Source organism: Alkalicoccus luteus (genome assembly GCF_052061695.1).
Lineage (GTDB): Bacteria > Bacillota > Bacilli > Bacillales > Salisediminibacteriaceae > Alkalicoccus > Alkalicoccus luteus.
Window position 1 is genome coordinate 95,225 of record NZ_JBPZEY010000011.1, and the last position, 14,517, is coordinate 109,741.

The following is a 14,517-nucleotide window of genomic DNA, read 5'->3' on the forward strand; positions in this document are numbered from 1 at the left end:
ATCATAATTCCGAATGAGGCTGGGAAAGTCTGCTCCTTTATGACGAAGGTAAAAGCCTGTTTCCAGCTTTTGTCCGCCAGTAAAGTCCGCCCTTCACATCCTGCTTGGACAACGCGTGTTCAGCCAGCCAATTATAAAAGTACCGACAGTGCCTCCACTGTACGCGCGTTTCAAAGTAAGGCAGGATCTGCAGCACGATCTCTTTCGTCTCGTCCATGCTTTGGCTGCAGCAGCTGGAGAGAAATGTAAACAGATGCTTCCAGCCTGTATCGCGGGAGGAAAGCGGATGGTTGGATTCGAATTCCGCGATGGTTGTCTGTGCATGCGCTGTCCAGGTTCGTGCATCCTCGTACATACCCATCTCCATAAAGACGTGGACGAGTTCATAAATGACTTCCAGCCGGTCCATCCCATCACGGGAGCGATAGCTTTTCTGCAGCATCGAAGCCGCCTCGGCAGACTGCCCACGCTGTCTGTAATACTTCCCCCGCATCAGCGAGGTCCGCTCGCCGCTCTCACCGGTGATATTTTGCTGAAGGAGCAGTAGATCGCGCTCCGCTTCCTCTTTCAACCCTGCATATAAAAGTGCCTCCGCTCCTGCCTCCATCGCTTTCGTACAGCTTTTCACATCGCCTGTCTCAGCAGCGAGCCTTACACATGCAGCAGCATGAAAATAAGCACTCTCTTCATTCTCAGACTCCAGCATCGTCAGCGCTGCATACAGGTGCAGATCGATCATTTCGTCGACGGCCGGCTGCGTTTCTGCTGCTGCACAATACGCTTGGAGCAGACTGCGGGAGGCATGCTCAGGCCATCCTTCAGCATAATATAAAACGCCTCTTGCTTTATGAAGCAGAAATCGGACCCTGCTGTCTGAGGGATGTTCACACTCTGCCTGGTTGTACAGCTTCCAGGCCGCGTCAGCTGCATAAGGCTTTTTCAAAAGCTCACGCAGTTTCAACACGAAAAGTAGTGCTGTTTCCTCTCTCCCATCGGCCTGACTGGCAGAGGGGGTAGTAGACGGCTCCTCTTCAGATAAAAGCGTGGTGTGGAGCAAAAGCCATTCAGCTAAATTGCTGTTCGAATACTTGGTGCTTGTTCCTTCGGTTAGCTGAAGCCGTTCCCCAAGGGCAGCTGCCAGATTTTCTTCAGGAATGACTCTGCCATTCTCGATTTTACTGTAGTACGAAACGGAGCATAGGCCGTGACAGACATCCGCCTGTTTCATCTGAAGCTTCTTTCGCTGTGATTTCAGTTGTCTCCACACGGTCATCAGTCCTTAACAAAACCTTTTAATGGTAATTATTTAATTTCATTATACCCCACTCCATCTATCTTTTACACGAATTTCTCGCATGATACAATCTTCAAGGATGCGGACTGACCGGCAGCTTCACAGTTCCAGGAGCATCTGCCGCTCTTCATTCAAGTCGCTTCCCTCGTTACTGGTTTCCTCTGCTCCAGAAGCTCTCAGGGAGACCGCTGTAAATGCTTCACGTGTTACTCAGACGAAGCACAAACTTTCCATCAGCTCGTATGTAATCACCTGGCAGGCAGCCTGGGAGACGTAGTTTTTTCAATCGCGTTCGCAGGTGAAGCAAAAGGCTGAGACATTTAGTCTTACAGCTGCAAAACAGCTGCTTCATTTTCCGGGACGTCTGATGTGTTTGATGATTTTATAGAATTTTTGATACGGAAAACGGTACAAAACATTGTATGGTCGTAGAATGTAGTTTAGTAGGAAAGCAAATAAGTGAACGGAGGAAGATAGTTATGTTTTCAGCTCTGCAAATCGGAATTGACTTAGGAACGGCAAACCTGCTCGTATATACAAAAGAGAAAGGAATGATTTTAAACGAACCCTCTGTGGTTGCGCTCGACACCGGTACCGGTGAGGTGCTGGCTGTTGGAGAGGAAGCAAAGCAGATGGTCGGGAAAACGCCGGGCAATATCGTGGCGATACGTCCAATGAAAGACGGCGTTATTGCAGATTATGATGTAACGACAGACTTGATCAAGCATTTAATGCGAAAAGCATCTAAAAAACTTGGTACAGCGATCCGCAAGCCAAATGTTGTCGTATGCACACCATCCGGGGCAACATCTGTTGAAAAGCGCGCCATCCAAGACGCGGTTCGTCAGAGCGGTGCGAAAGATGTACAGCTCATCGAAGAACCGGTTGCAGCTGCGATCGGGGCAGATCTTCCAGTGGAAGAGCCTGTGGCAAACGTTATCGTCGATATCGGCGGTGGCACGACAGAAGTGGCGATCATTTCCTTTGGCGGTATCGTCTCAAGCCATTCTCTTCGAGTAGGCGGCGATCGGCTGGACGAGGATATCGTTCAATACATTCGGAAAAAGTATCATCTGATGATCGGCACACGTACAGCAGAGGAAATTAAAATGGAAATCGGCCATGCACTCGTGCAGCATGACGAGCAAAAAATGGAAATCCGGGGACGTGACTTGGTCAGCGGCCTTCCGCATACGATCGAAATAACGTCTACGGAAATTCAGGAAGCTATCAATGAAGCAATGCAGCAAATTTTGGAGACGATTAAAGCAACACTGGAAGACTGTCCTCCTGAATTGAGCGGGGACATCGTTGACCGTGGCGTTATGCTTACTGGCGGCGGCTCGCTCCTGCAAGGAATGGAACAATGGCTGTCTGATGAAATTGTAGTTCCTGTACACCAGGCACCAAATCCTCTGGAATCCGTTGCGATCGGCACTGGAAAATCATTAAAGATGCTCAAGAGCCTTCGAAAAGCCAACTAACGAAAAGAGCGTTTGAAAAAAGAGCTGTGCTGCCGAATGTCCGGTGTGCACAGCTCTTTTTCATCACTTATTCAACTATATCTTCTTCCGGTTTCACAACCCATTCAAGCTCGCCGTTTTCGATGTGAAACAACGCTCCAAAGACCGGTACTTGACGCTCTGCCTGCTTATACACGTCCAGCTGCTGCACGTTGTGCACCTGCTGCTGCACATTATAACGCTCCAGCGTTTCCCCGTCTTCCGGAATCTCTCCTTCAAAACCACTGACAGAAGTTCGCACATGCTGAATCCAGTTTTCGAGCACTTCTGGATGAGGCTCCGCTTTTGTTGCCTGCACGCCGCCGCAGTGCGTATGCCCTAAAATAAGAATATAATGGACCTTCAATACATTGATTGCATAGTACAGGCTTGATTCAACGCTCGCATCTCCTTCAACTATCTGATTTGCGATGTTGCGGTGGATGAAAAGGCGTCCGAGCGGCTGGCCCGTAACGGTTGTAGGTGATGTACGTGAATCACAGCATGCCAGCACATAAAATGTTGGAGACTGGCCTTTGGAAAGTTCTTCAAAGTATGCTTTGTTTTTTTGTAACTGCTGGCCTTTAAATTCCTGCTGTGCTTTTTCCATATCATTTACTCTCATAACCTGCAAATCCCTCCAGTTCGACCGGCTGAGCGGCGGTTTTAAATAGTATCGCAAAAAGAGCCTCCAAGCGCAAGCGCCTTTTCATTAGCTTGCAAGCCGCATAAGTGCATGTACGAAAAGAACGGCATGCCCATTTGATAGATGGCCATGCCGCTCATTCAGCGTCCCCGGATCATTCGAATAATGAAGACGACAAGTACAACAATTAATACTAAATGTATAAAGCCCCCTGCTACATCAATGATCAGACCAACGAGCCAGATCAGAAGCAGAATCGAAATTATAGTCCAAAGCATGTCCTCTCCTCCTTTCTATCATCTAATGCCCTATTTCCTTTTTACTTTCGAGTGAAACCTCGTTTAGCTCCAGCCGGTAATAAACGGAATTCTCTGTTTTAAAACCGTGATTTCCACTTCGCCCGCTTTACGCAATTCGCCGTCCAGATCGAGTTTTTTTGGCGGATCCGTTTTCAGCATGATCTCGCTTCCCTGAAGCCAGGAAACGTTCTTCGCATCTTCAATCGAAGAAGAGGTGAGCTTCTGCTGCAGCCATTCCCCGAAAACCGATCTTCCTCCAACTTTAATGATAAACAAATCCAGTTTCCCATCCGTCATGCTGATCGTTTCTGATGGAAGTTCAGATGTTCCTAAAAATCCACCGTTAGCAGCAAGAATCATCACTGCCTCGCCGCGGTAGTGTTCGCCGTCCACTTCCATCGAGTAGGTAAATGGCTCCGCTTCTCTCATCGTCTGCCAGGCACTGATAAAATAGCTGACTCTTCCCGTTTTTTCCTTTAAGTCCGGATCAATATTTTCCGACGTATCTGCAATAAGGCCGAGCCCAGCAAAGTTAATAAATGCCTCATCCCCGCAGAGACCGGCATCGAGCAGGATTGGTTCTTTTCGTAAAGAAGCTTTACATGCTTCAAGCGGCTTGAGTGGAAGCTGCAGTGAACGGGCTGTATCGTTGCAAGTTCCGGCTGGCAGAATCGCAACTTCCGGTATATGCTGCCGTGACCGAATCCCTTCAACTGCCAAATGAACGGTGCCGTCTCCTCCAAGAATCCACAGCTTGTCCATTTCATTTTGATCATTGCGCAGAAACGTCAACGTTTCTTCGGCTGTCTCAGCGCTGTAAACCTGCAGGATTTCTACCTCTTCTTCGATCACTTCCCGCAGATCATTCACCAGGCTGTCCTCACCGGCATTTCCGGCATGGCGGTTATGAAGAAGTACACTTTTTCTTACCATCCTGCTACACCTTCTCCCGATTCGTAATCTGTGAATACTATCCCCTTTTCCCTTTTTCAGGAACGAGCAATCATTTCAATAGTTGTTCAAAGCAAGTAAATAGGTAATGCAGACTGATCATGATAAACTAACTGGCAAGAGGTGATGTACTCGTGATGTGGGCGGCGCTTGCAACACTAATTATTGTTCTGTTTATCGCTATTCAATGGTTTGTCGGACTGCAGAAAATCCCTCTCCTCGTAAAAGAGACGGTCCCTGACAGTAAAGAATCCGTAAGCATTGTTGTTGCTGCGCGAAATGAAGAGAAACGAATTTTTTCTGCTGTAAAAACGATGCTCGATCTGCACGCTGAACAGCTGGAAGTCATCGTGGTGAATGATCGATCCACCGATCGCACGGCAGATGAACTGCGCCGGCTCCAGGAATACGATGACAAGGCCCGCCTTCGCGTCATTCACATTGAATCACTGCCAGACGGATGGCTCGGTAAAAATCATGCTCTCTACCGCGGGGCTGCTGCCGCATCTAACAAATGGCTGTTATTTACCGATGCCGACATTTACTTTCAGCCCCCCACGCTTCAGAAAGCGGTCGGATGGTGCTTGGAGCATCAGCTGGATCATCTGGCTCTCATTCCTGAAAACAGAGGCGGCACCAGCATGTATCGAGCTTTTCACAGCTATTGGAGCATCATCGGCATATGGAACTTCATCCAGTTGAAGCACGCAGGCATCGGCGCGTTCAATATGATGAAAAAGTCTGTTTATGAAGCCTGTGGGACGCATCGATCGCTCCGCACCGCTCCGGACGATGATCTGAAGCTCGGGAAGCGGCTTGTCAGGTTAGGCTTCCGTCAGCAGCTTGGACTTGGTTCCGGCCTTGTGAGTGTTCAATGGTATGAATCGATTCCTGAGACCGTCCAAGGATTGGAAAAAAACTTATTTGCCTTTATGCGCTATTATTTCAGCGCAGTCTTTTTCTTTACCGTTTTACTGGCGTTTCTTCATATCGTGCCGTTTATCGGGGTGTTCACGATCCCTTCTGCTGCTGGGTACATATGGGGCTCTGTGCTTGCCGTATACGTCTTCATGTATGCCTGGAACAGCAGACTGACCGGAGAACCAGCGCTTCACGTACTCGCTATGCCGGCTGCAGCTGCGGTGTTTCTTTACAGCCTGAACCGCTCCGCCTACAAAACTTGGCGCCGGGGAGGAGTAGAGTGGCGCGGCACTGTCTATCCCCTCAGCGAGTTAAAGCGGAAATCATAATACGACCAAAAAAGAGACAATCGCTTATCCATTATTTTCTGTTATGATAGGATCATAGACTGGCATCTATGCCGGTCTATGGATCATGCACTTATACCTATTTAGGAGTCTGGAGGGATGACAGTGACGAAAAACCACGCATGGATTATGCTGCGATTGTTGTTTGTGCTCCTCTTTACCGGACTTCTTTTCTATTTATTCATCGTTCTTTTTAAAGCTACTTATCCCTTCTGGATTGCCGCCATCCTCGTATGGATGTTTTACCCGCTGATTCGATTGTTCCGGAAGCGATTGAGACTTCCAAATACACTCGCAGTAATTGTTACGCTGCTATTAAGCATTTCTGCTTTGATCGGTGCGTTAACCGGCATCGTTTTTTTAATTGTGATCGGCGTTCGCCATCTTTCACAATTTATCCCTCAGTGGATCGAATCCACCTCCCGTGAAGTGCAGACGTTTTTTAATGAAACCATTTTCCCCTTTTGGCAAGGGCTCACAGGAGCATTCGACACGCTTTCACCTGAACAGCAGGATGCTGTCGGAACTGGAATTACAACCCTCGGCACGCGGCTTGCCGAATCCTTTACAGAAGGCGGACAAGGCTTTACCGAAGCACTCCGCTCTATCGTTATCTTTATTCCGACCTCCATCGTTGTCATCGTGTTTGTATTTATTGCGTTCTATTTTATCGGCAAGGACTGGGAACGTATTTTCAATTATATGTACCGAAAGACACCGGCAGTGTTCATGCGTAAATCAAAAGCATTCAAAACCATGTTTCAATACCGTGTGTTCGGCTTCCTGCGCGCTCAAGTTGTTTTAATGCTGATTGCCTCGCTGATCGTTCTGATCGGCCTGGCCATCCTGCAGGTGGAAAATGCGGTTACCATTGCACTTATCGTAGGAATTGCAGAGATTCTGCCTTATTTGGGCTCAGGCACGATTCTGATCCCCTGGATGATCTACATGTTCTTAACGGGCAGCATTGGAATGGGGATCGGTCTGGCTGTCGTATATGCTGTTACGGTTCTGGTCCGGCAGTCGATTGAACCGAAAGTACTGTCCTCCAGTATGAACCTGAATGCTCTGGCTGTTCTGATTTCCCTATTTGCCGGCTTTCAGCTTTTCGGAGTCATCGGAGTATTTCTCGGGCCTTTCCTTCTTGTTATTATCGTCATTTTAAAAGATATTGGTGTGATGGGGGACCTGATTCGATTTATCCGCTATGGATTTGCTGAGGAAAAAGAAGAAAAAGAAATTGTAATCCGTCCAAAATAACCGTTCATTCTGGGTGAATAACGTTGCATCTGCTTGTATCTGCGGACCCTCGCTTTCCGGAGGGAACGGGCTCGGCTTTCCCTTCTTCCGTCCGCCGGATCTTCGCCTCGTTCTGATCCGAGATCCTTCGATGTCGGCAGATGGCAGTACGTTTAACGTGCCTGGTTATGCACGCACAATCGGCTTCCATACAGATAGAACCTTCCCGATGAGACGTTTCGATGTCGAATAGCGATAGCCAGTCATTCTTAGAATTTATGGTAAACCTAATTCTGCTTGTCTTGAAACGTTATTCTCCAATAAGCAGAGCCGTTTTCCCGTTGTGTCCGGTGTGTCCGGTGTGCCCATGGAAGCCGCACAGTCTGAAGATGCCGTGCCGTTCAGTTCTGCGAACGGCATCAACGCACGAGCGGAGCCTGACTGGCTTTTGAAAGCTTCTCGTGAGAAGCCTGTGTCCTAGTGAAGCCGCTAATCCTATATACATGCTTCTTTAAAAAGAGCCGCAGATCATTAAAAATGATCTGCGGCCTTCAGAGTGTTGATAAAGTCATTTCAGGTGAATGACTTTGCATCTGCCTGCATCTGCCTGCATCTGCGGACCCTCGCTTTCCGGAGGGAACGGTCTCAGCTAACCGCTTCTTCCTTTCGTCAGAAGCGCTGGATCTTCGCTTCGTTCTGATCCTCCCGGAGTCGAGTTTCCTCCGATTTAGCAGCTGGCTGTCGGTTGAAACCCTGGTGATGATTCACACGAGCTTGTTCCATCTAGAGGGAACCTTTCGTTAGGCAGCGCTTCGATGTCGAATCGGGATGAACGTCAACGTATCCACCCAAAAAAGCCGCAGCGTCCAGCGATTGGAACGTTTTTCTCCAGCAAACAAATCCATTTTCCCTTTGTGTCCGGCGGGGACGCCTGTGGAATTAGCGCAGCCTGAAGATCCTTTCTCAGAGGTTTATCCTGAGAAATAGCTGAAGGCAAGCCCACGGCAAGCTTCCGCCGGTAAACAGAGGGGAAAGCCAATCAATCGAATAAACATGTAAACAAATTGACTTTATCAACAGCCTGGAGCCGCAGATCATTAAATGATCTGCGGCCTTGTTTGTTTAAATGATGAGAGACGTTGTCAGCTGGTCTGTGTTTGTATGGTTAAAAGAAGAAAACGCCGGCCGTATGCTGCGCGGTCAGCGTGAAAAATCTTCCATATAAGCTTCCATCAGATTCATTAAAGGAGATGATAATTGTACGCAGCTTTAAAGTGGATGTGACTCCCTTTTCGTTGAATAACGTTGAGCTCTCTGCTGCATTTCCGCGATTTGATACTCTTCAATAAACGTATAAATGATTCGCATATCATCTTCTGATAAACCGTCCAGCAACCGAAGGATATCCTGCTTGTCTACATTCATGGAAGCTCCCTCCTTCTGTCATCCCCTATTTTCTTAGTACCCTGAGATGCAAAGAATTAACCATGCAATTCGAGAATTCTGCGTTTTTTCGCCAGAAATATGCCAATAGCTGCGGTAATAAAGAGAGCTCCGGTCAATGCCATATATGCAATCGCGGGATACGCATCTGCTCGTTCTACAAAAATACCGAGATAGGCCCAGACAAAGACTGCGGGATACACAGCATCACGTAAAAGCTGCATCACGCCAGCCGCTATCAGCGCTCCTGCTGCTACGATTACAACTGTCCATGCCGTATTAGAAAGCAGCAGCCCCTCTTCGAGCCCGATGCTGTTGAAAAGAATGCCGATATTGACGATGAATGCGACCGAAATCCATCCCATGTAAATAGAAAATGGAAGCTTAGTCCAGACGGATACATTTCCAGATCGTCTTATCGCTGCATAAATCATAATCAACGTGATGAATAAGGCAGCCATAGGAATCATCGATACGGCAAACCATTCATAATGAAACGTGAAAAGCCATAAGACATTCCACACGCTGCTTATAATAAATAAGGATCCAATTTGCCGGACAGCTTCCCGGTCACCGCGATGCTTTGTAAAGACTGCTCTGACAGCCCATATTGCAAGCAGCGAGTAAATAAGGCTCCAGATACTGAAAACATAGCCGGCGGGAGTGAACAACACGTTTACCTGATCAGACAATTCGCCGGTTGTATTGTTATTTAAAGGCAGCGTATTTGCAAGTGCGTTCATTCCGATCACAGCCAAAAGCGTGATCACGTTTATAACAGCAAGTTTCTTCATGTCAGCCTCCTTTTTTATGACATTAGTGTCTTTTATTCGTTACCCGAATCCCCCCGCTTCTAATCAGACGAAACAGCATGCTACACTCTAAAAAGAGATGCGAACATTCTCAAGATAGAGGAGGATTATCATGCTTGAGTCCCTGTATACAACTGCGAAACGGCTGGATGCTCAGCATTGGCCGTTTCAGGAGGAATTTTACTTACCTGAACATGGACAGGTATATCTAGATGGCAATTCGCTCGGGCTTTTATCAAAACGTGCAGAGGAAGCTGTCTATCATGTTATGAACAATTGGAAAACGTATGCGATTGACGGCTGGACGGAAGGAAGCGAACCATGGTTTTACTTGGCTTCACGTCTCGCTGGTCACGCAGCGCCCTTAATTGGTGCCCAGCAAAAAGAGACCGTCATCACAGGCTCTATTACGGCCAACCTGCATCAGCTGCTTGCCACGTTTTATCAGCCGGAAGGAAAACGAAAAAAAATTGTCATGGAGGCTGGCGCCTTTCCGACGGACAGCTATGTAACGGACAGCTGGCTAAAAAGCGCTGCAGATAAAGTGGAAGTTGCTCCCCGGGAAGACCGTCTGTTGCATGAAGAAGATATCGAAGCCCGCCTTTCCGATCAAACAGCCCTTGTGCTTTTACCTTCCGTGCTATACAGAACGGGACAGCGACTTGATATGAAACGTCTTACCGAGGCAGCTCATGCAGCCGGCGCCGTCATCGGATGGGATCTGGCTCACTCTTTCGGAGTTATGCCGCACGACCTCCATGATGAAGGTGCAGATTTTGCGGTCTGGTGTACGTACAAATATGCAAATGGAGGACCTGGAGCAACTGGCGGATTGTTTGTTCATGAGAGGCATCATCAGCGTCATCCAGCTCTCGCAGGCTGGTTTGGTTCTGAACAAACGAAACAGTTTGATATGAACACTTCCTTTGAACCAGCCGCCGATGCTTCTGCCTTTCAAATGGGGACGCCCAACATATTAAGTATGGCTCCACTTCTCGGATCACTGCAGATGCTTGAGGAAGCAGGTATAGACGTGATTCGCAGCCGCTCTCTTGAGCTTACTGCTATGCTTCGTGAGGGCATTTCATTTTTACAGGAAACAGACAGGCGTCTTCAGCTCCTTACACCTGCCGCGTGCGGGGGACACCTTGCCTGCTCGCATCCGGACGCTGCCAGAATCGTGAAAGCGTTAAAAGCGGAAGGTGTCGTGCCTGATTTTCGTGCGCCTGATATTATCCGCCTCGCCCCATCCCCTCTTTATACGAGAGCTGCGGATGTTACAAAAGCATTGGAAACACTTGAACGTATTTTGACCCATCGTACGTATGAGCAATACGAGAATAATCGGGGTGTTATTGCCTGACCGCTGCACAATTTTGCAGCGACTCGTCAGCTGTGTGCCTGGGAGATCGAAGCGTTCGTGCTTAAAAAGCCTGCAGGCTTTTTGATAAATTGCTCCAAGCTGAAAAAGACGTGCCGAAGATTGCAAACCAGCTCTTCGGCACGTCTCGTTATGTCAGGACGAAGTGTCCAACTTTGTATCAAACTTGGTACTGCTTTACTTATGCTGAAGCTCTCCGGCGGTTTGATCCGTCACTTGGTCCAGCGCTTGTTTCAAATCGCCCCAAATGTCTTCCGGATTTTCAAGCCCTGCTGACAGGCGCAGCATTGAGTCGGTTATTCCCATTTCAAGTCTCTTTTCCAGCGGCACAACGCTGTGCGTCATCGACGCCGGATGCTGAATCAACGACTCAGCATCTCCCAAACTGACTGCTGTCTGTACCACGTTCAGCTGATCCATAAAAGCTTGTGCTGCGGCTTTACCTCCTTTGATTTCAAAGCTGATCAAGCCACCAGGCTGGGCCATCTGTCTCTGAGCCAGCTCGTATTGTGGAAAATCAGGATCTCCCGGATATACAATCCGTTCAATGCCATCCTCGCGCGACAATCTTTCGAAAATGTATGCAGCATTGCTGCAGTGCCTATCCATTCGAAGCGGGAGCGTTTTCAACCCTCTCAGCAGCAGCCATGCATCCATCGGGCCAAGCACTGCCCCTATATCTTTTTGCGTCGTCATACGAATCACCTGCATTTCTTCAGCAGGACCGCAAGCCGCCCCAGCAATAACATCCCCGTGACCACTGATATATTTCGTCGCGCTGTGAACGACGAAATCTGCTCCCATTTCGATCGGACGCTGCAGATAAGGTGAACAGAACGTATTATCCACGACGGTCCAGAGGCCGGCACCCTGAGCCGTATCGATCACCATTTCCAAGTCAACCAGCTTCATCGTCGGATTAATCGGCGTTTCAACATACACGGCCTTTGTATTCGGTTTTACAGCCCGGCTAAGCTCTTCCACATGATTCATTTGAATTAAGTCATATTCAATCCCGTATTTCGTTTCCATCATTTCCAAAAAACCGTACGTGCAGCCGTAAATCCCTTCCGATACAATGACATGATCACCGCTGTTCAGCAGGTGCATCAGTACTGCTGAGACAGCACCCATACCGGAAGCAAATGCCACTGCTTCTTCGGCCCCTTCTGCATCAGCCAGCTTTGCTTCCAGTTCTGTGACAGTAGGGTTTCCTAATCGTGAATAAATGTATCCTCCCTCTTCACCGGCAAATCTTGCTTCCCCTTGTGCCGCATTATCAAATACATAAGTCGATGTCTGATAAATTGGATGTGACAGACTGCCGTGCTGGCTTTTTCTGTCAAACGCACCATGAATCAGCCTTGTGTGAAGTCCTTTTTGCTTCATTGCAGCTACCCCCTTAACGTGTTAATAACACATAACGTAAGCGCTTTCATAACTAGTATACCTAATTTCCTTCCAGAAAAAAATGGAACTAACCGTACACGTCTAGTCGGTTTAGAGCAAGCCAGCATTTAAGCAGAGACCTGTAATAGATGTCAAAAAAATCCGATCGCGTGATCGACCGGATTCTCAACGTTTCGATAACGCTTCGTGGGAAACAACCATGCATCTTCCTGTACCGCCGGGAATGGTTTCAGCGAATCGATTCTGCAGGATCTTTGTCATACGGCTGCGGGGCTTTGCAGCCTTCTCCAAAGATGAGCAGCGCAGCCCGAAGCCTCACAGCCGGACGGTTTTGAACGGCAGGAGCCCAGCTGCTGTTAATGATTGATTTCTTCAATCTGTTCCGACAGTTCCTCCCAGCGAAGCATCTTAGCCTCCAGCTCCCGTTCGGTCTTCTCTTTTTCCTCATATTTCTCCCTGACCTTGTCAAAATCAGCCCCTGCTTCTGCAATTTGTGCGTCAAGCTGTTCCAGCTTTTCTTCCAGGCTGCTGATCTCATCCTCAATCGTATTCCATTCCTGCTGATCTTTATAGGACAGCTTCTTTTTCTTCTTTGGGGCGGGCGCTGGTTTGGTTTCCGTTTTCACCGGCTTTTCGTTGGTCTTTCTTGCTTCCAGCCATTCAGAATAGCTTCCGTAAAACGTATCGGGAGTTTCTCCGCGCTTGACGATAAGCAGCTGACTGATCGCTCTGTCTAAAAAATAGCGGTCGTGGGAGACCGTAATCACTACTCCAGGAAACTGATCCAAGTAATCTTCCAGAACCGACAGCGTTTCTGTATCCAGATCGTTCGTGGGCTCATCTAAAATGAGTACATTCGGTTCACTCATCAGCACCCGAAGCAGATACAGCCGCTTTTTCTCTCCTCCTGAGAGCCTGCTGATATAAGTCCATTGCTGAGCACGGGAAAACAGAAACCGCTCCAGCATCTGCTCTGCCGTAATGAGCGTTCCGTCGACGGTTCGGACAGCCTCTGCTGTTTCTTTAATGTAATCAATCATCCGCAGATTTGGGTTCATATCTTCCTGCTCCTGCGTATAATATCCGATCTTAACGGTTTCGCCGTGGGAAACGGTCCCTTTGTCAGGCGACCTTTTACCGGCGATTGTATCAAGCAGAGTCGTTTTCCCGGTTCCATTCGGTCCAATGATGCCAAGCCGCATTCCTCTTGTAATAAGAAAGGAAAAATCTTTCGTCAGCACGTTCCCGCCTCGCTCAGTCGTGCAGTCCTCCAGCTCAATCACGGATTTGCCGAGTCTCGTTGAACCAATCGCAAAATCAAGCTCCTGCTCAGCGGCCGGCCCTTCCTGTTCCTGCAGATCCTCCGCCCGTTGAATACGCGCTTTTTGTTTCGTCGTGCGTGCTTTTGCCCCTCTGCGGAGCCAGGCGAGCTCCCGGCGAAGAATGTTCTGGCGCTTGGATTCCTGGTCGGCTTCAACGCGCTGGCGCTCTGCCCGCAACTCCAAAAAGCGCTCATAGTTACCGATATATTCATACAAATTGCCGCCAGAAAGCTCAAACATTCTGCTAGTGACACGATTTAAAAAATAGCGGTCGTGCGTGATCAGCATGAGTGCCCCGCTGTACTGTTTTAAAAACTCTTCAAGCCATTCAACCGCATCATTATCCAGATGGTTCGTCGGCTCATCCAACAGCAGCAGGTCCGCGGGCTGGATCAGTGCACGGGCAAGCGAAACACGGCGTTTTTGACCGCCTGACAGCTTCGAAACGGGTGTTTCAAATTCGTAAATGCCGAGCTTTGTCAAAATTGTCTTTGCCTGTGCGCTTGCTTCCCATGCTCCTTGTTTATCCATTGCAGCCTGAGCAGATTCAAACGCTTTTCCGGCCGCTTCATCGTTATGCTGCTCCATGCGCAGCAAAGCTTTTTCATATTTCCGCATCGCTTCCATGATTGGAGCTGTCCCGTCAAAAACGGTTTCCAGCACAGATTTCTCTGTATCAAGCTCCGGATCTTGCGGGACATATTCTACACGGAATTCCTTCGCATGGATCAGATCACCTTTTTCTGCAGCGTCTCTGCCCGCAATTGCTTTCAAAAGCGACGATTTGCCAGTTCCATTAACACCAACCACGCCAATTCGTTCTTTTTTCTCTACCGTAAATGATATACGATTAAAGAGTATTTTATCTCCATAGGTTTTCACCAGATTTTCGACTCGCAGCAAGCTCATGATCTATCATCCTCACTCTTCATTCATTCCGCTTCCTATTG

At 48.3% G+C, this 14,517-nt stretch carries 12 protein-coding genes; 4 read left to right on the plus strand and 8 right to left on the minus strand.

What is annotated here, in order from left to right; all coding sequences use genetic code 11:
• Nucleotides 1-37: 37 nt before the first annotated feature.
• Nucleotides 38-1,273, minus strand: coding sequence for a helix-turn-helix domain-containing protein (locus ACSZLD_RS14300; protein WP_444685571.1), 1,236 nt, complete (start codon nucleotides 1,271-1,273; stop codon nucleotides 38-40).
• Nucleotides 1,274-1,773: 500 nt separating this feature from the next.
• Between ACSZLD_RS14300 and mreBH the strand changes: the two genes are divergently transcribed.
• Nucleotides 1,774-2,778: a rod-share determining protein MreBH gene (mreBH, locus tag ACSZLD_RS14305; protein ID WP_377907662.1), complete on the plus strand. Its 1,005-nt coding sequence runs from the start codon at nucleotides 1,774-1,776 to the stop codon at nucleotides 2,776-2,778.
• Between the two features lie 67 nt (nucleotides 2,779-2,845).
• Here the strand turns inward: mreBH and ACSZLD_RS14310 are convergent, their stop codons facing one another.
• From ACSZLD_RS14310 to ACSZLD_RS14320, 3 genes are all read right to left on the minus strand, one after another.
• Nucleotides 2,846-3,478, minus strand: coding sequence for a carbonic anhydrase (locus ACSZLD_RS14310; RefSeq protein ID WP_377907661.1), 633 nt, complete (start codon nucleotides 3,476-3,478; stop codon nucleotides 2,846-2,848).
• 104 nt (nucleotides 3,479-3,582) lie between these two features.
• A complete protein-coding gene (locus ACSZLD_RS14315; protein WP_377907660.1) occupies nucleotides 3,583-3,720 on the minus strand; it encodes a lmo0937 family membrane protein in 138 nt (45 codons plus the stop codon).
• Between the two features lie 63 nt (nucleotides 3,721-3,783).
• Nucleotides 3,784-4,674, minus strand: coding sequence for a diacylglycerol/lipid kinase family protein (locus ACSZLD_RS14320; RefSeq protein WP_444685572.1), 891 nt, complete (start codon nucleotides 4,672-4,674; stop codon nucleotides 3,784-3,786).
• Between the two features lie 155 nt (nucleotides 4,675-4,829).
• Between ACSZLD_RS14320 and ACSZLD_RS14325 the strand changes: the two genes are divergently transcribed.
• Both ACSZLD_RS14325 and ytvI read left to right on the plus strand, forming a co-directional pair.
• Nucleotides 4,830-5,942, plus strand: a complete 1,113-nt coding sequence (locus tag ACSZLD_RS14325; RefSeq protein WP_444685590.1) for a glycosyltransferase family 2 protein — start codon at nucleotides 4,830-4,832, stop codon at nucleotides 5,940-5,942.
• Between the two features lie 117 nt (nucleotides 5,943-6,059).
• On the plus strand, nucleotides 6,060-7,220 hold the full coding sequence (gene ytvI / locus ACSZLD_RS14330; RefSeq protein WP_377907658.1) for a sporulation integral membrane protein YtvI: 1,161 nt from the start codon (nucleotides 6,060-6,062) through the stop codon (nucleotides 7,218-7,220).
• A gap of 1,248 nt (nucleotides 7,221-8,468) precedes the next feature.
• Here the strand turns inward: ytvI and ACSZLD_RS14335 are convergent.
• On the minus strand, nucleotides 8,469-8,624 hold the full coding sequence (locus ACSZLD_RS14335; protein WP_377907657.1) for a hypothetical protein: 156 nt from the start codon (nucleotides 8,622-8,624) through the stop codon (nucleotides 8,469-8,471).
• Between the two features lie 56 nt (nucleotides 8,625-8,680).
• A complete protein-coding gene (locus ACSZLD_RS14340) occupies nucleotides 8,681-9,436 on the minus strand; it encodes a TspO/MBR family protein (RefSeq protein WP_444685573.1) in 756 nt (251 codons plus the stop codon).
• Nucleotides 9,437-9,566: 130 nt separating this feature from the next.
• On the opposite strand from ACSZLD_RS14340, the gene kynU reads away from it, so the two are divergent.
• Nucleotides 9,567-10,817: a kynureninase gene (gene kynU, locus ACSZLD_RS14345; protein ID WP_444685574.1), complete on the plus strand. Its 1,251-nt coding sequence runs from the start codon at nucleotides 9,567-9,569 to the stop codon at nucleotides 10,815-10,817.
• A 195-nt stretch (nucleotides 10,818-11,012) separates the two neighbouring features.
• On the opposite strand, the gene megL is transcribed toward kynU, so the two are convergent.
• Nucleotides 11,013-12,224, minus strand: a complete 1,212-nt coding sequence (gene megL, locus ACSZLD_RS14350; RefSeq protein ID WP_444685575.1) for a methionine gamma-lyase — start codon at nucleotides 12,222-12,224, stop codon at nucleotides 11,013-11,015.
• A 377-nt stretch (nucleotides 12,225-12,601) separates the two neighbouring features.
• On the minus strand, nucleotides 12,602-14,476 hold the full coding sequence (locus tag ACSZLD_RS14355) for an ABC-F family ATP-binding cassette domain-containing protein (protein WP_444685576.1): 1,875 nt from the start codon (nucleotides 14,474-14,476) through the stop codon (nucleotides 12,602-12,604).
• Nucleotides 14,477-14,517: the final 41 nt, after the last annotated feature.